Origin of the sequence: Thalassospira marina, from assembly GCF_002844375.1 — a bacterium.
Taxonomy (GTDB): Bacteria; Pseudomonadota; Alphaproteobacteria; order Rhodospirillales; family Thalassospiraceae; genus Thalassospira; species Thalassospira marina.
On the sequence record NZ_CP024199.1, the window covers coordinates 3425686 to 3442164 of the forward strand.

Here is a 16479-nt window from a genome sequence, read left to right on the forward strand (position 1 = left end):
GCCGTGATAAAGAGGATCGACCCGGTTGCGCGTCCCGACCATTGCGTATCCCCGTCACCTGACGATTGCCTGCTTTATCTATCCAACCAGTTTCCAACCGCCCCAACCCGTTGCCCGGTTTCGGCCCATTTCCACGGTGTTCCATGTCGCTTGACCAATATGGCCTGTATCTTGTTGCTGTTCTGATTGCCGTTTTAACGCCCGGCCCGGCAGTTATGCTCGGTATCACCAACAGCATTCGCCACAACACCATGACATCGATGGTCGGCGCGCTGGGCTGTGTGACGGCGACCGGCCTGATGGGCGCACTATCGGCCATGGGACTGGGTGCCATGATCATGGCATCGGCCATTCTGTTTGATATCATCCGCTTTGCCGGTGCGGCCTATCTGATCTGGCTGGGGATCAAAATGTGGAAGGCAAGCGGCAAGGTTGCGGTAAATGTTTCGACCGAGCAGGCTGTGCCCCATCCCGGCTATATGCGCACCTATCTGCGCGGTTTCATTATTTCGGCCAGCAACCCCAAGGCAATTGCCTTTTTCACGGCTTTGTTCCCCATGTTCCTGGACCCGAATGCACCGCTGATGGCGCAGTTCACCATCCTTGATAGTACTTTCGTGATCCTGTCTTTCTCGTCGATCATGGGGTATTCGCTGCTGGCTGCGCGCAGCAAGGATTTCCTGCTAGGGTCCGCGCGCAAATGGTTTGACCGAGTTGCTGGCAGCATCTTTGTCAGCTTTGGTCTGGCACTTGCAGCCAGCCACCGCTAATCGCCTTTCAGGACAGGCAGGGCTATCGCCGCCGTCAGGCCGCGGCCATAGCCAGCAGCGGTTACTGCGCGCCAAACGCTTAAGTCAGTACATCACGTAATGCTGCAATATCTGGTCGATCACGCCATCTTCGTGCATCTGGCGCAAAACAATATCCAGGGCAGCGGCAAATTCGTCACGATGGGGCCATTTGGCAGTGTCATCGGGTGTATAGGCAATCGCCCCCTGATGGCGCCCCAAAACCGCTGTTTCGGTTAACTCGCGGCGGACTTCGATTGTTTCGGTGCCAATTTCGCCCAGGCTGGTGGCAATGGCCAGCCGGTCATTGACGTAACAATCAATGCGCCCCGCGAGCAAACGGCGCAAATTGATCTCGGTGCTATGCGCCTCTTCCAGTGTGATTTCATGGCGATCGGCCATTTCAAACAGGTCCTTGCCCGCCAGCCGGTAGCCCGACGTATTGCCAAACCGTGCGCCGATATAATCGAACGGGTAGCTTAGCAATGTGCGATGGCTGACAAATTGCCGGGTGCATAACACAACGACGGATTCATCAAGGATCGCTTCGGAATAACGGTCCACCCAGTCGCGTTCGGCATCCATATAGGGCGGGTAAAACGCCATGATTTCCCCACGCTGAAGCATTTCCATGCCGCGTTTGAACGGGACACCGGCAAATTCGATTTCATATTGCGGCAAACGCATTGCCGCCTGGCGCAGAATGTCGGTATAGGCCCCAGCCATGACCGCGCCATTCAAATAGGCGTAAGGCGGGTCATTTTCCTCGCCATAAAGAACAACACGCTGGCGTGGAGTGCCAATGCTGTTTTCAGCCTGTGCCGATACAGGCTTTACGTGAATTAGAAAAACTCCAAGAAGCAGCAAAAAGACAAGCGCAGGGCGCATTGACATGACAATGTCCGATTCCGGTGAAGGGCATATGGGGAAGACGGCGCATCAAATATCAGCAAAACCCGGTAGGGACCACTGCGATCGACGAAACCGAGCCATGCACAACTGAAAGGTGATATGACATAACCACACCCCATATTGCGTCCGGAATTTTAAGGAAAATCCCCTTGCCTGCCCTTGGAAACCGGCCGTTTTACGCCATCAAAATGCAAAACCGTAAGGTGTTAGGGAAAATACGCAGCGGCCAAACTGCCCTGTGCGAACGCCCTTAACATTGCCTGAAAATGGTGCATTTTGCCCCATCCGCATGGTTGCACACCCATGCTGTTTGACCGCTATCAGCCCCCGATAATGCCGCATCACGGCACGATCGGGTAATACATCCAACAGGCTCAGTCACATTTTTTGCGGGAAAAGCATGTACAGCGGTTTGTGGCTGCGGTGTCGTCTGGCACCCCGTCGCGGCGTACCAGCACCTCGTCATGGTTATCATGGCTGGTGCCCACATGGTTGCCATCGACCGGGCGCATTGGCGGCACAGCAACGGGGATATGCACCAGTTTGCGTTTATGCTGCGGCGTCCCTGTGCTGGCATAAAGCTGCTTTCCGGCCTCGACAATGCTTACACCGGCAAAGGCCTTGAACAGCCGTGACCCGACATTTTCAATGCCCTGCGACCAGCGCAGCAAAAAGCGGTTGCGCGTGGGGGGCAAGAACAGGGCGCGGCTATGCTGCACGGGTAGGAACATGTTTTCGCGCATCAGGTTTTGCAACTGGCTGACGCTGTAGGGATGGCCAAACCCAAATGGCGTATTTTCCGACCAGCTCCAAAGCGAGCTTCGATTGGGGGTCAGCACCACAATCCGGCCATTGGGGGTTAGAACGCGCCAGCATTCGCGCATCAGGCGACGTTGCGAGTCGGAATGCTCGACAAGATGCACCAGCAAAATACGGTCGACCGAGCTATCGGGCAAAGGCAGCATAGTTTCTTCGGTCAGGGCGACACAATTGGGTTCGCCTGCGGGCCAATGCACGCAGCCCTGCGGAGCAGGCATAAAGGCCATAACCCGTTCGGCCTCGCCCAGAAACGGGCGAAGATACGGGGTGGCATAGCCAAACCCCAACACCCGCATGCCCCGCACATCCGACCACATCATGCGCAACCGGCGGCGAATAAGCCGTCGGGCGGCCTGACCCAGGCTGGTGGCATAGAACCGGTGTAAATCAACAACATCCTGACGCATGGTCAAACCCTATCATTGTCGGCCAGAAGGGCGAAACAAATTGCAGCACAATTGTCTCCCCGCCACCAGCCTGTTAGGCTTTGGCATATTTTCAAACAAACGAGGCCCAATATGTCGGCAGGTGACATCATCCTGATCCCGAACCGGTCAGACAATTACATCTATCTGCTGCGCTGTGCCAATAGCGGTGTCACCGCTATTGTTGATCCGGGCGATGCAGAACCCGTAATCGAAGAACTTTCCAAACGTGGCTGGTCGCTTGATATCATTTTAAACACCCACCATCACAATGACCATGTTGGCGGTAACGCGGAACTAAAGGAAAAGTTCGGCGCAAAAATTATCGGCCCGGCAGCGGAGGCCGATAAAATCGCCAATCTGGATGAAACCGTTGCCGAAGGCGACGTCGTCCGGGTTGGGGAACTCGAAGCCAGAATCTTTGATGTTCCGGGCCACACGGCCGGGCATATCGCATTTTATTTTCCCGCCGTTTCTGCCCTGTTTTCCGGTGACAGCCTGTTTGCCCTTGGCTGTGGGCGCCTGTTTGAAGGTACTGCCGAACAGATGTGGCATTCGCTGGTCAAATTCCGCACCCTGCCGGTCGAAACCCGGCTTTATTGCGGCCATGAATATACCCTGACCAACGCGCGATTCGCCCTGACAATCGAACCGGAAAACGCCGCCCTTCAGGCGCGCGCCAGTGCGATTGAAACTCTGCGCAAGGCTGGCCGCCCGACAATCCCCTCCACCCTTGGTGAAGAAATCGACACCAACCCCTTCCTGCGTGCAGATGTCCCGGTTGTCTGCCGCGCCATGGGCATGTCCGGCGCCCCGGCGGAAATCGTCTTCACCGAAATCCGCCATCGGAAGGATAATTTCTAATTCCAGGTCGCCGTAGCGAACCAGTGGGAAATTAAGGCTCCACCTGCTTGAACAGAACATTCTGATCAAGCAGGTAGCGCGAAAATAACGGCAGGCTGGCCGCGCCAATCGCGCGTGCGCCACTGCCCACGGCGCCGGGTTCAACGCGGGGCATGGCGATGCCCTGCAGGTCCAGCCCGTTAAATTCGCGGCGAATGGCATTGACGATTTTTTCGCGCACAAAGGCCGGGAAGCCGCCATCAACAATAACGGTTTCAAAATCGATCACGGAACAGACCGACGTGATTGCCAGTGCCAGACTGCGCGCCGCCTGCGCGATCCATTGGTCAAGTTGCAGACTGATTTCGCGCCAGCTTTCGGGGTCACGCCACAGGCGGGTGGGGTCAATGCCCGCCCCGTGCAGCATTTCTTCAAGGGCAAAAAGGCTTGCCTGATCAATCAACTGCGAGGGTTTACCCGCCTGATCAACCACCGGCATGGAACCAAAGGCCCCCGCATTACCGGTGCGCCCGGCATATACCGCCTGGTTTAACACCACACCGCCACCAATGAAGGACCCGATAAAGAAATAGGCGAAGTCGGCATAATTCGCACCCTGCCCGAATACCAGTTCGGCACCACAGGCGGCCGTGGCATCATTTTGCAAAAAAACCGGGAAAGGTACGATTTCACCAATCACCTCGGCCAGGTCGATATCGCGCCAGGCCGCCATGTCCTGTTCCGGCGCGCCCATTTCATCAACCCAGTTCCAAAGTTCAAACGGCACGGCAATGCCAAGCCCGGCGATCCGCCCGCGTTGCGATGGTGTCAAACGGGCAATCAGGCCGCTTGTGGCATTGCGCACAAACTGGCGGATATTATCGGGTGTCGGGTATTTATAGGTTTCAATGCTGCTGTCGCGCACCGTGCCAACAAAATCCATTAACACCAGTTCGGCACTGCGCCGACCAATTTTCAGACCAAAGGAATAGGCCCCATCGGGGTTAAGTGCCATGGGCACCGATGGTTTGCCAACCCGCCCGCGCACCGGTTCGCCGCGCATCAAAAGGCCGTCTTTTTCAAGGGCGCGAATAATCACCGATGCGGTTTGCGCCGAAAGCCCGGAAAGACGGGCGATATCGGCCTTGGACAGCCCTGCTGTGCGGCGCACAAGTGACAATAACAGGCGTTCATTATAGGCGCGGACCCGCACCTGATTGGCGCCACCGCCAGCATGCGTCCCCGCCAAGGCAGGCGGCATCCCCGGTATTTCATCAACCGGATCAATATGTTCGGGCATTAATGGTTCCTCCCATACGGCGCATTGGCCTTTTTATTGTGCTGCGTAGCATCGTCAATTCTAATTAATAAATCAAATGGATTTATTAATTGACAGCCCCCGTGAATTGGTGTGGTGTATAGACAGACGCGCCGCATCAAAGCTGCAAAGAACAGCCGCGACGGATGTCTTTTGATTAAAAATTGACAAAAATGCCAGCAATCAGGGAATTCCCTGGGAGGAAACAGATGAAAAAAGCACTTCTTGGCGCCACCCTTGGTGCGCTTGCCCTTTCCATTGCCGTTCTGCCGACCCACCAGGCCAAAGCCGCCGATATTGGCGCTTGCCTGGTCACCAAAACCGACATCAACCCCTTCTTCGTGAAAATGAAAGAAGGTGCGACGGCCAAGGCAAAAGAACTGGGCATCAATCTTTCGACCTATGCCGGTAAAATTGACGGCGACCATGAAACCCAGGTCCAGGCGATTGAATCGTGCATTGCATCGGGCGCAAAGGGCATTCTGCTGACCGCATCTGATACCAAGGCCATTGTCCCGGTCGTTAAAAAGGCCCGCGATGCCGGTATCCTTGTGATCGCACTTGATACCCCGCTTGAGCCGATTGACGCTGCTGACGCCACCTTTGCCACTGACAATTTCAAGGCGGGCGAGCTGATTGGCGAATGGGCCAAAGCCAAACTGGGTGACAAGGCATCGGATGCGAAAGTAGCCTTCCTGGACCTTTCGGCCAGCGCCCCGTCGGTTGACGTTTTGCGCGACCAGGGCTTCATGAAGGGCTTTGGCATTGATGTTAAAGACGAAAACAAAATTGGCGACGAAGACGATGCCCGCATTGTTGGCCACGATGTGACCAGCGGCAACGAAGAAGGCGGCCGCAAGGCGATGGAAAACCTGCTGCAGCGGGATTCCGGCATCAATGTTGTTTACACCATCAACGAACCGGCTGCTGCTGGCGCCTATGAAGCGCTGAAATCGTTTGGCATGCAGGATGGCGTGCTGATCGTTTCGGTCGATGGTGGCTGCCCGGGTGTTGAAAACGTAAAAGACGGCGTTATTGGTGCCACCTCGCAGCAATACCCGCTTCTGATGGCATCCAAAGGGATCGAGGCCATCAAGGCATGGGCTGATTCGGGCAAAAAACCGGAAAACAGCGCAGGCCTGAACTTCTATAACACCGGTGTTAACCTGGTGACTGACCAGCCGGTTGACGGTGTTGAATCCATCAGCGTGAAAGAAGGCCTGGATCGCTGCTGGGGTTAATCCTGCCTGACTGACCAAATGCCGGGGCAATGGCCCTGCCGTGCCCCGGCCCATAAAAATCAATCCTTACCATGTCAAACGGTCCCGCTGCCATCAAAGACAGGGAAAACCCTGCAAGAATGCCTGTGTGCCTTTGCATCGCAAGGCCACACAAACGGGACCCCGGAGGAAGCGATGAGCGACGAAAACCGTACGCCACGCAAAAAGCAGGATTTCGAAGAAACGCTGGTGCGCAGCGACAAAAATGTCGCATCCTTTGCCCCGCAAAAGCGTAACTTCCTGCAATCAGCCCAGCATCTGTTACATGGTCATCCCACAATGATCCCCGTCATTGTGCTGATCCTGTCGATCATTATTTTCGGTGCCCTTGCCGGGCCCAAATTTTTCTCGCCCTTCAACCTGTCGCTGATCGTGCAGCAGGTATCGATCATCGGTATTCTGGCAGCCGCACAAAGCCTGGTCATCCTGACGGCAGGTATTGACCTGTCGGTCGGGGCCATCATGGTGCTGATGTCGGTTGTGATGGGACAGCTTGCCGTTTCGGCCGGTATTCCCACCCCCATTGCCCTGTTGCTGGGGTTTGCAGGTGGGGCGCTGGCAGGGGGCATGAACGGGTTTCTGGTCACCCGCATCAAACTGCCGCCCTTTATCGTTACCCTTGGGTCATGGAACATCTTTTTTGCGCTTAATCTATGGCTGTCCGATGCCCAGTCCATTCGCAGCCAGACGCTGGATGAAGTCGCCCCGCTTTTGAAATTTTTTGGCGAAAGCATCGCCATTGGCGGCGCACGGGTAACCTATGGGTCGATCCTGATGCTGCTGATTTTTGCGGTATTGTGGTTCATGCTTAATCACACGGCGTGGGGCCGGCATGTTTATGCCATTGGCGATGACAAGGAATCCGCCGAGCTTTCGGGCATTCGCACCAATCGCACCCTGATTTCGGTTTATATCCTGGCGGGTGTTGTCTGCGCGATTGGCGGCTGGGCTTCTATCGGCCGTGTGGGTTCGGTATCGCCGCAAAGCTTCCAGGAAGCCAACCTGCAATCAATTACCGCTGTGGTGATTGGCGGTATATCCCTGTTTGGCGGGCGCGGGTCCATTGCCGGGCCGTTGATTGGCGCGCTGATCGTTGGTGTGTTCAATTCCGGCCTGCGCATGGTGGGGGTTGATGTTCTATGGCAACTTTTTGCCATTGGCTGGCTCACCATCATTGCTGTCGCGATTGACCAGTGGATCAGAAAGGTATCGTCATGACCAACACACAAAGCACCCTTCAGCCGGTTCTGTCCGGGCGCGGGCTGGTCAAGCGTTATGGTCGTGTCACGGCCCTTGATCATGCCGATTTTGACCTCTATCCCGGCGAAATCCTGGCTGTTATCGGCGATAACGGTGCAGGCAAATCATCGCTGATCAAGGCGCTTTCCGGTGCCATTACCCTTGATGAAGGGGAAATTCTGCTGGAAGGCAAACCCGTCAGCTTTTCATCGCCAATGGATGCCCGCGATGCGGGGATTGAAACGGTTTATCAGACCCTTGCCCTGTCCCCGGCCCTGTCGATTGCGGACAACATGTTTATGGGCCGCGAACTGCGCCGCCCCGGCTTTGCCGGCAAGTTCCTTAAAATGCTGGATCATCCGGCAATGCAGCGCGTTGCCCGGGAAAAGCTGAATGAACTGGGCCTGATGACCATTCAAAACATCAACCAGGCGGTAGAAACCCTTTCGGGTGGGCAGCGCCAGGGCGTTGCCGTGGCCCGTGCAGCAGCTTTTGGATCGCGCGTGGTGATCATGGATGAACCAACGGCTGCATTGGGCGTCAAGGAAAGCCGCCGCGTTCTGGAACTGATCCAGGATGTGCGATCACGCGGGATGCCGATTGTGCTGATTTCGCACAATATGCCCCATGTGTTCGAGGTGGCAGACCGCATTCATATCCACCGGCTGGGCAAACGGCTTTGCACCATCAAACCCGATGATTACACCATGTCAGATGCCGTTGCCTTCATGACAGGGGCACTCGAAGCCCCCGAAATGGCCCAAACCGCCTAACCCGTGATCAGGAACCCCGGAAAGAATGACCATCGATCTTGATCAAATCGCTTCGCTTATTGCTGCCCGTCGCTCCGGTGAAGGCCGGATGATGGTGGCAATCGCCGGCGCCCCAGCTTCGGGCAAGTCAACCCTGTCCGAACGGCTTCATCACCATCTGGGGGGTGATGAAGCCGGGGTTGCCGTCGTTCCCATGGATGGTTTCCATTTTGATGATGCCATCCTGCGCGAACGGGGTGACCTTGCCCGCAAGGGTGCGCCCCATACATTTGATGTTGGCGGTTTTGCCCGTTACCTTGCCGCCATTCGCGAAGATGACGAGGATATCTTTGTTCCCGTCTTTGATCGCAAGCTGGAGCTTTCACGCGGCTCTGCGCGCTGTATTGGCAAACACCACCGCCTGATCCTGGTCGAAGGCAATTACCTGCTGTTAAAACAGGCCCCCTGGAACCGCCTTGCCAGCCTGTTTGATTTAAAACTGATGCTTGATGTGCCAATGGGCGTTCTTGAACAACGCCTGATCCAGCGCTGGCTTGATCATGGCTTTGACCAGAAATCTGCCACCAGCCGCGCGCTTGAAAACGATATTCCCAATGCACGCGTCGTCCAAAGCCAGTCCGGCGGGGCAGACCATATCCTGCAGCTTACGCCGGAATATCCGGCGTAAGTTATAGCACCCGTGCTTCACCCAAAGGCCGGGCCAGTGGTTTCATAACATTGGTGACCCAGTCCAGCACTGCGCGAATATGGGGCAAATGCGCCATATCCTGATGCACCAGCAGCCATATTTCCCGCCCGGCCGTTACATCATATTGCGCCAAACGGTGCATACCGGTTGCCTGCGCCCCGATACATACCGGCAAAAGGCAGCAGGCATCGGCTTCCTTTGCCATGCCTGCCAGCATCAGGGACCGGTTGGCACGGCCAATGACCCTGCGATTGCCAAAGGCATTGCTTAGCCATTGCTGTTCGGGTTTGTCGGCAAAACCTTCGGTCAAATCGACCCACGGGGATATATGTGCGTCCATATCCGGCCGTGCGCCATAAATAGCAAATTCCATAAAACCGATCCTGCGGCTGCGAAAGGCACCGCTTTCGGGCAGGGCCAGGCGAATGGCAATATCGGTTTCGCGCTGCGCAATGTTCAGGTTGCGGTTATGCCCCGTCAGTTCCAGTTGCAAGCCGGGATAACATTGATGAAATCCGCCAAAGGCTGGCACCAGCACCCCTTCTAAAATGGCATCCACCGCCGAAAGCCGGACATTGCCCGTAAGCGCGGTTTTATCATCCGCCCCATCCCCTCCGGGCATTTTGCCCATAAAGGCCGCCAGGTTTTCTTCCATCAACCTTGCGGTTTCCAGTAATTGCCGCCCCTGCCCCGTCGGGCTTAGCGCCCCTTCATCACGACGCAATATGGGGTAACCCAGCACTTCTTCCAGCCGGGCGATGCGGCGGCTGACTGTCGTCTGGTTAATTCCCAGTTCGCGGGCAGCTGCGCTCATATTCCCCGCCCGGCATAATACCGCAAAGGTCCGCAGGCCATCCCAGTCCGGTGTTTTCATGCCAATCCCCATATCTGCAATTTTGCAGATTATAGCGGCATATATGCGTATTTAAACTGCATTCATGCAGCGTCAATATCACGGCATCACATATAGGGAACCCAACATGACTGCAAAAACAATCCTGTCGCTGGCCAATGCCCACCCCACCATCGGCACGCCGGAAAATGCCGCACTGATCATTATTGATGCCCAGGAAGAATACCGTTCAGGCGCGTTGCCCCTGTCCGGGCTGGACGATGCCCTGGCAAATGCCGCGTCCCTGCTGGATCATTGGCGCAACAAGGGCGGGATGGTCATTCACATTGTTCATCACGGCGCACCGGGTGGTGCGGTGTTTAACCCCGATGGCGAATATGTTGCCATCCTGCCCGAAGTCCGCCCGCAGGAGGGCGAGGAAGTACTGGTCAAAAACGTGCCCAATTCATTTGGCCATACCGGGCTTGATGACATTTTGAAAAAGGCCGGTTTGAAAAACATCGTCCTGGCCGGTTTCATGACCCATCTTTGCGTGTCCACCACGGCGCGCATGGGGCACCAGGGCGGATATGGCGTTACTGTTATTGCCGATGCCACAGCCACCCGCGACCTGCCGGTTCCGCCAACCCTGAACACAGCGACAAACGCCCATGACCGCGCATCGGTCATTCCGGCCGAAATCCTGCATAAGGCCGAACTGGCGATGCTGGGCGATATCTTTGCCACCATTGCCCGCACCGATGCCGTTATTGCCGCCTGAATTGCGATAAATCCAAACAAAAATGCCGCGCAAAGCATCTGCGCGGCATTTCGTTTTTCTGCATCCCGGCAGCACCGGCCGCCAAGGGTTTAACCTTCGGGATTCAACCTTCAGCAAGCACCAGATCATCGGAATGGATAATGGCGTTACCCCGGCTAAAACCCAGGATAGGTTCGATATCGTGGCTGTTATGGCCCAAAAGTTGGCGGGTTTCCTCGGCGGAATAGGATGAAATACCGCGCGCGATTTCCGCCCCCTCGGCCGAAAGGACACGCACCGCATCCCCTGCCTTAAAGCTACCCTGCAATGAGGCAATACCGGGTGCCAGCAGGTTTTTACCCGCACGAATGGCGCGTTCCGCCCCGCTATCGATCACGATTGCCCCGCGTGCCGAAAGCGATGTTGCAATCCAGTGGCGGCGTGCGGCAAGCGGCGTTTCGGATGGCTGAAACAGGGTATGCGGCCCGCCTTCAAGCTGGGCTTTTAACGGGTGATAAATGGTGCCCCGTGCAATCATCATGCGGCAACCGGCCTTCATGGCAATTTCGGCAGCCTGAAGCTTTGTCACCATCCCGCCAGAGCTATACATGGTCGGCGCAGCACCGGCCATATCCATGATTTCCGGGGTCAGTTCACCCACTTCGGGGATCAGAACGGCATCCGGGTTCTTGCGCGGATCAGCGGTATAAAGCCCGTCAATGTCTGAAAGCAGCACCAGCATATCGGCCGAAATCATATGCGCGACCTTGGCTGCCAGCCGGTCATTATCACCAAAACGGATTTCCGCCGTTGCCACGGTATCGTTTTCATTGATCAGCGGAATCGCACCACGGGCCAGCAACGCGTTCAACGTGCCACGCGCATTCAGATAGCGGCGGCGCGCTTCCATATCTTCCAGGGTCACCAGCACCTGTGCCATCACCAGGCCATTGCGATGCAGGGCTTCCTGCCACACCTGCGACAGCGAAATCTGCCCGGTGGCGGCAGCAGCCTGTTTGTCGGCCAGGCTGATCGTGCGGTGATCCAGGCCCAGAATGCGCCGCCCCATGGCAATCGCCCCGCTGGAAACGATAATCACCTCTGTCCCGCGTTCACGCAGGGCGGCAATATCGTCTGCCAGGGCTTCAAGCCAGGCCCGGCGCAGCTTGCCGGTGGTTTCATCCACCAGCAGGGCCGAGCCAACCTTGACAATCAGGCGTTTTGCATCGGCAAGGCTCAAGGCTGGAACCCCTCATAATCCTGGTTTTCTTCGGCACGGCGCCGGCGCTCGGCGAGAATTTGCTCGCGCAATTTACGGTGAATATCGGTCACCCCCTGCTGGGTCGCGCCCGAAACCACAAACACTTCCTTGCCAATACCCTTTTTCAGAATCTGGCGCTGTTCCTCGACCATTTCCGGCAAAAGCTGGTCTGCCTTCGACAGGGCGACGATTTCCGGCTTTTCGATCAGCTCGTCGGCATAGTTTTCCAGCTCTTCGCGCACGGTGCGATAGGTGCCGACCGGGTCTTCATCGGCACAATCGATCAGATGCAGCAAAACTTCGCAGCGTTCGATATGGCCCAAAAAGCGCGTACCAATGCCCTTGCCTTCCGATGCGCCTTCGATCAGGCCGGGAATATCGGCCAGCACGAACTCGCCATCATCAACGCTGACAACACCAAGCTGCGGATGCAGGGTGGTAAACGGGTAATCGGCAATTTTCGGTCGCGCGGCAGATGATGCCGCCAGGAAGGTTGATTTACCGGCATTGGGCAGGCCGACCAGCCCGGCATCGGCAATCAGCTTCAGGCGCAGCCATACCCACATTTCTTCATTCGGCCAGCCTTCTTCGGCACGGCGCGGGGCCTGGTTGGTTGACGATTTGAAATGCGTGTTGCCACGCCCGCCATCACCACCATGGCACAAAACAAACTGCTGGCCCGGCTCGATCATATCGACAATCAGGGTCTCGCGGTCTTCTTCAAGGATCTGCGTTCCGACCGGCACCTTGATGGTTACCGATTTACCGGCACGCCCCGTCCGGTTGCGGCCCATGCCATGCATGCCGATTTCGGCCTTGAAATGCTGCTGATAACGGAAATCGATCAGGGTATTGAGGTTTTCTTCCGCCTCAAGAATCACATCGCCGCCCCGGCCGCCATCGCCGCCATCCGGGCCGCCATATTCAACGAACTTCTCCCGCCGGAAGCTGACTGATCCGGCGCCGCCGCGACCGCTTCGCACATAAATCTTTGCTTCGTCCAGAAACTTCATAACCAGTCCTTTGGGATCAATTCAATTGGGGATTATCCCCATTTCCACCCGCATGCGGGCATCACAATATTTTGCCTGAAACATATAAAACAGGGGAGGAATGATTGCTCATTCCTCCCCTGAAAATTCTTGGCACGTTGTGCCCGGAACGGGAGGCTTACGCCTCGGCCGGGACGACGCTTACAAAGGTGCGACCCTTGAAGCCCGATTTGAACTGGACGCTACCGCCAGCAGTTGCAAACAGAGTGTGGTCTTTGGCAACGCCAACATTGTCACCTGCATGGAACTTGGTTCCGCGCTGACGAACGAGAATGTTACCTGCAACAACCGCCTGGCCACCGAATTTCTTGACGCCGAGGCGCCGACCTTCGGAGTCGCGACCGTTACGGGAGCTACCACCAGCTTTTTTATGAGCCATGAAACCCTCCTAAAACTGCATCCGCCTGATAAATCAGACGTTGATGCCCGTGATGCGCAGAACGGTCAGGTTCTGGCGATGACCATTTTTGCGACGGTAGTTGTGCCGGCGCTTTTTCTTGAAAACGATCACCTTGTCGCCCTTGGCCTGTTCCAGCACTTCTGCAACAACAGAAGCACCCGAGACCAACGGAGCACCAACCTGCGGCGCACCGTCGCCAGCAACCATGAGAACCTGATCCAGGGTCACGGTTTCACCAGCTTGGGCAGCGATCTTTTCGACTTTGATAACGTCGTTGGCGGCAACCTTGTACTGCTTGCCACCAGTTTTGATGATTGCATACATCGTAATAGTTCCTGAAAAAAGAATTCGGAAACGCAAACGCGCAGCCCGGTGTCGCTGCTAACTGAGACCGGACCGCTGCGAGAGACGGGTGAATTACCTTTTTACCCCTCAAATGTCAACTCCAAAGCGGCCTGATCCCGGCATATCGCTGCGCTTTACACGCATGGCAAACCTGCAACCATCAAACCAGCGATCCCAAACAGTGCCCTTCACCAGCCCCACCAGCACAAACCGCCTTTAACGCAAACCATAGCCAGCCCTGTCAGATCACAACACCAACGCGTCCAGCAGGAGCACATATAACATACGCCGAACCGCCCCGATGCCGACCTCCGCGCCTGCCCAGCCCCGGCCCGGCCCGGCAGCGCCCAAATCAAGATTTTCACATCAAGAATGAAAGTTTTGCGTTTTCTCTCTTGCAATCTCGCGCACAGACCGTTAAACACCGCGTCGAACGCCAGACCACACATGCGGAGAGGTGCCGGAGTGGTCGAACGGGGCGGTCTCGAAAACCGTTGTACTAGCAATAGTACCGTGGGTTCGAATCCCACCCTCTCCGCCATTTTCCGAAGATTACTCTTCCAAAATACTATGCTGCCGCACTTCACCCGACGACTTGGATCGGTGCCGACTTAACGCTGCAGCAAGATATATCCTGACTGTAACGGCGGCAGAAGTTCGGCCATTAGGTATCTCCATAGCCTGAGCAACTATTGCCCTCTCTCGTGGACTCATCACGACAGGTAGACGCTGCTGCCAAAATAAACCTTGACCCGGACGTTACGTCATAGTGCAGACGATCGAGAACCAACATTAAGGGTCGTTCTTGACGGCTCATGACTGGCACGAAGGTTCTGCAATGTCCGGCTCTGATCTCATTTCCATTGAAACGCTGTTTTCTGCGCCAGCTTTTTCCCGCGCGCAAATTTCACCTGATGGCCTCAACATCGCATATCTGGCGATCTGGTCTGGTCGACTGAACATTTTCGTACGCGGCGTTGACGAGGGAAAACAAGAACCTCGCCGGATAACTGCCGACACCCATCGTAATATCGAAAGCTTCTGCTGGTCACCGGACTCGACGACGGTTCTCTTTGTGCAAGACACCAATGGTGATGAAAACTGGCACCTTCATCGTGTTGGTATTACAGACGACAAGGTGCGTCCGACGAACCTGACGCCGTTTCCCGGTGTGCGAGTGATGGAATTCGCCTTCGATCCAGGCAATCCCAAAAAAATCTTTCTACAACTAAATGCTCGAAATCCTGCATTCATCGATTTGCACCGTCTCGATATAGAGACAGGAATTCTTGAAGCCTTGGCAGAGAATCCGGGGCGCTTCGTGCGCTGGCTGGCGATATCAAGCGGCCTGCCTCACGCTATTATCGTGAATACCGAAAAGGATTATGAACTTGCCCGTTTCGAGGACGGGCAATTCACCCCCATCACAACCTTCGACGGAAACGATAATCCGCTCGGTCCCACCCCCTGCGTGCCTACACCTGACGGGAAGAGTTTGTGGATTGGCTCGAACCGTGGAACCGACAGGACTCGACTAGTCTTGCTTGATCTTTCCTCCGGCACTGAACGTGAGGTCGACAGCCACCCCGTATTCGATCTCGATACGCCGCGCCCCGAAGCCGATCCCCGGTTCCCACCATGCCTTATTCTCAATCCTGTGTCAGGCGCGCTGCTGGGCGCACGTTATCTTGGTGAGCGGCAGGTCATCCACGCGCTTGACGCGGATTTTGCCGAAGTGCTGACCAAGCTCAGGGCTTTGTCTGATGCCGAACCGGGATACATTTCCTGCGAAGCACAGGGAAGACGCTGGGTTGTCGAATTCACGAGCGATCGGGAACCAGGTGTGACCTGGTTTTACGATCACCAGACAGGAAAAGCCGAGATACTTGGACGCCGCCAGCCGACGCTTGATCCAGCGCTGCTGGCATCTGTTCGTCCGGTTGCTATCACCTCACGCGACGGACTGCGGATTCCGTGTCATCTGACGCTTCCGCTGAATACACAGCAACGGAAGCTGCCGACTGTTCTGCTGGTCCACGGCGGGCCATGGTATCGCGATAGCGTCTGCTATGATCCTGAGGTGCAGTTCTTCGCCAGCCGGGGCTATGCCATTCTGCAGGTTAATTTCCGCGGCTCAACGGGCTATGGCAAAGCGCTCATGCAAGCGGCGAAAGGCGAATTTGCAGGCCGAATGCATGACGATCTGATTGATGCGGTCGACTGGTGCATTTCCGAGGGGTTTACCGATCCGGACCGCGTGGCCATTTATGGCTGTTCCTATGGCGGATATGCTGCTTTGGTGGGAGCCAGCTTTACTCCAGACCGTTTCGCCGCCGCCATTAGCTATTCCGGCATGTCTGACCTGCGCGTGCTTGTCGAAGGGGCCGTATCGTTTATTCGCGAAACTCTCGTGAACACCTATATCGCCTATATGGGCGACCCCGATATCGCAGAAGAAAATGCTGATATGCTGGCTCGCTCACCAATAAGCCGTCTTGATCAGATTCGTTGCCCACTGCTGGTTGTCCATGGCGCACAGGACGTACGAGTCAGCTTAGAGCAAGCGGTGACTGTGGTTGATACGCTGCGGCTACGCGGCAATGAGGTGGAGTTTTTGCTGAAAAAGAAAGAAGGCCACTGGTTCATCAATCAGGATAGCAATCAGGAACTCTATCGAACGATGGAAGCGTTTTTAGCTCTTCATATTGGTGACCTTCCAAAGCAGAATTCCCAAGCTTCATGAC

The 16479-nt window shown here is 55.9% G+C and carries 16 protein-coding genes and 1 tRNA gene; 9 read left to right on the forward strand and 8 right to left on the reverse strand.

Annotated elements, in window-relative coordinates; all coding sequences use genetic code 11:
- Positions 1–143 precede the first annotated feature (143 nt).
- A complete protein-coding gene (locus CSC3H3_RS15650) occupies positions 144–770 on the forward strand; it encodes a LysE family translocator (RefSeq protein WP_101264970.1) in 627 nt (208 codons plus the stop codon).
- A gap of 84 nt (positions 771–854) precedes the next feature.
- Here the strand turns inward: CSC3H3_RS15650 and CSC3H3_RS15655 are convergent, their stop codons facing one another.
- Together CSC3H3_RS15655 and CSC3H3_RS15660 are read right to left on the reverse strand one after the other, a co-directional pair.
- On the reverse strand, positions 855–1682 hold the full coding sequence (locus CSC3H3_RS15655) for a substrate-binding periplasmic protein (RefSeq protein WP_101264971.1): 828 nt from the start codon (positions 1680–1682) through the stop codon (positions 855–857).
- A 392-nt stretch (positions 1683–2074) separates the two neighbouring features.
- Positions 2075–2926: a class I SAM-dependent methyltransferase gene (locus tag CSC3H3_RS15660; protein ID WP_245881142.1), complete on the reverse strand. Its 852-nt coding sequence runs from the start codon at positions 2924–2926 to the stop codon at positions 2075–2077.
- Between the two features lie 111 nt (positions 2927–3037).
- On the opposite strand from CSC3H3_RS15660, the gene gloB reads away from it, so the two are divergent.
- Positions 3038–3808, forward strand: coding sequence for a hydroxyacylglutathione hydrolase (gene gloB, locus CSC3H3_RS15665; RefSeq protein WP_101285443.1), 771 nt, complete (start codon positions 3038–3040; stop codon positions 3806–3808).
- 31 nt (positions 3809–3839) lie between these two features.
- Here gloB and CSC3H3_RS15670 read toward each other — a convergent pair whose 3' ends face one another.
- Positions 3840–5087 (reverse strand): ROK family transcriptional regulator, encoded by a 1248-nt coding sequence (locus CSC3H3_RS15670; protein ID WP_215907513.1) that lies wholly within the window; start codon positions 5085–5087, stop codon positions 3840–3842.
- A 227-nt stretch (positions 5088–5314) separates the two neighbouring features.
- On the opposite strand from CSC3H3_RS15670, the gene CSC3H3_RS15675 reads away from it, so the two are divergent.
- The 4 genes from CSC3H3_RS15675 (at position 5315) to CSC3H3_RS15690 (ending at position 9064) form a co-directional block, all read left to right on the forward strand.
- Positions 5315–6346: a sugar ABC transporter substrate-binding protein gene (locus CSC3H3_RS15675; protein ID WP_101264973.1), complete on the forward strand. Its 1032-nt coding sequence runs from the start codon at positions 5315–5317 to the stop codon at positions 6344–6346.
- A gap of 174 nt (positions 6347–6520) precedes the next feature.
- The gene (locus tag CSC3H3_RS15680; protein WP_101264974.1) at positions 6521–7603 is read left to right on the forward strand and encodes an ABC transporter permease; all 1083 of its coding nucleotides are present in this window, start codon (positions 6521–6523) and stop codon (positions 7601–7603) included.
- Positions 7600–8397 (forward strand): ATP-binding cassette domain-containing protein, encoded by a 798-nt coding sequence (locus CSC3H3_RS15685; RefSeq protein WP_101264975.1) that lies wholly within the window; start codon positions 7600–7602, stop codon positions 8395–8397. Before CSC3H3_RS15680 ends, CSC3H3_RS15685 begins: the two co-directional genes overlap by 4 nt.
- Before the next feature lie 25 nt (positions 8398–8422).
- Entirely contained in the window at positions 8423–9064 is a 642-nt protein-coding gene (locus tag CSC3H3_RS15690) for a nucleoside triphosphate hydrolase (protein ID WP_101264976.1), read from the forward strand.
- Position 9065: 1 nt separating this feature from the next.
- On the opposite strand, the gene CSC3H3_RS15695 is transcribed toward CSC3H3_RS15690, so the two are convergent.
- Positions 9066–9959, reverse strand: a complete 894-nt coding sequence (locus CSC3H3_RS15695; protein WP_101285444.1) for a LysR family transcriptional regulator — start codon at positions 9957–9959, stop codon at positions 9066–9068.
- A 106-nt stretch (positions 9960–10065) separates the two neighbouring features.
- Between CSC3H3_RS15695 and CSC3H3_RS15700 the strand changes: the two genes are divergently transcribed.
- Positions 10066–10698 carry a cysteine hydrolase family protein gene (locus CSC3H3_RS15700; RefSeq protein WP_101285445.1) on the forward strand — a complete coding sequence of 211 codons (633 nt, stop codon included), beginning with the start codon at positions 10066–10068 and terminating at the stop codon, positions 10696–10698.
- A 103-nt stretch (positions 10699–10801) separates the two neighbouring features.
- Here CSC3H3_RS15700 and proB read toward each other — a convergent pair whose 3' ends face one another.
- From proB to rplU, 4 genes are all read right to left on the reverse strand, one after another.
- Positions 10802–11917, reverse strand: a complete 1116-nt coding sequence (gene proB, locus CSC3H3_RS15705) for a glutamate 5-kinase (protein WP_101285446.1) — start codon at positions 11915–11917, stop codon at positions 10802–10804.
- The gene (gene obgE, locus CSC3H3_RS15710; RefSeq protein WP_101285447.1) at positions 11914–12951 is read right to left on the reverse strand and encodes a GTPase ObgE; all 1038 of its coding nucleotides are present in this window, start codon (positions 12949–12951) and stop codon (positions 11914–11916) included. Before obgE ends, proB begins: the two co-directional genes overlap by 4 nt.
- Positions 12952–13108: 157 nt before the next feature.
- A complete protein-coding gene (gene rpmA, locus CSC3H3_RS15715; protein WP_073955689.1) occupies positions 13109–13369 on the reverse strand; it encodes a 50S ribosomal protein L27 in 261 nt (86 codons plus the stop codon).
- 33 nt (positions 13370–13402) lie between these two features.
- Positions 13403–13714, reverse strand: coding sequence for a 50S ribosomal protein L21 (gene rplU / locus CSC3H3_RS15720; protein WP_085582812.1), 312 nt, complete (start codon positions 13712–13714; stop codon positions 13403–13405).
- Positions 13715–14186: 472 nt separating this feature from the next.
- Here rplU and CSC3H3_RS15725 point away from each other — a divergent pair.
- Positions 14187–14276, forward strand: a tRNA-Ser gene (locus tag CSC3H3_RS15725).
- A gap of 297 nt (positions 14277–14573) precedes the next feature.
- Entirely contained in the window at positions 14574–16478 is a 1905-nt protein-coding gene (locus CSC3H3_RS15730) for an alpha/beta hydrolase family protein (RefSeq protein WP_101285448.1), read from the forward strand.
- Position 16479: the final 1 nt, after the last annotated feature.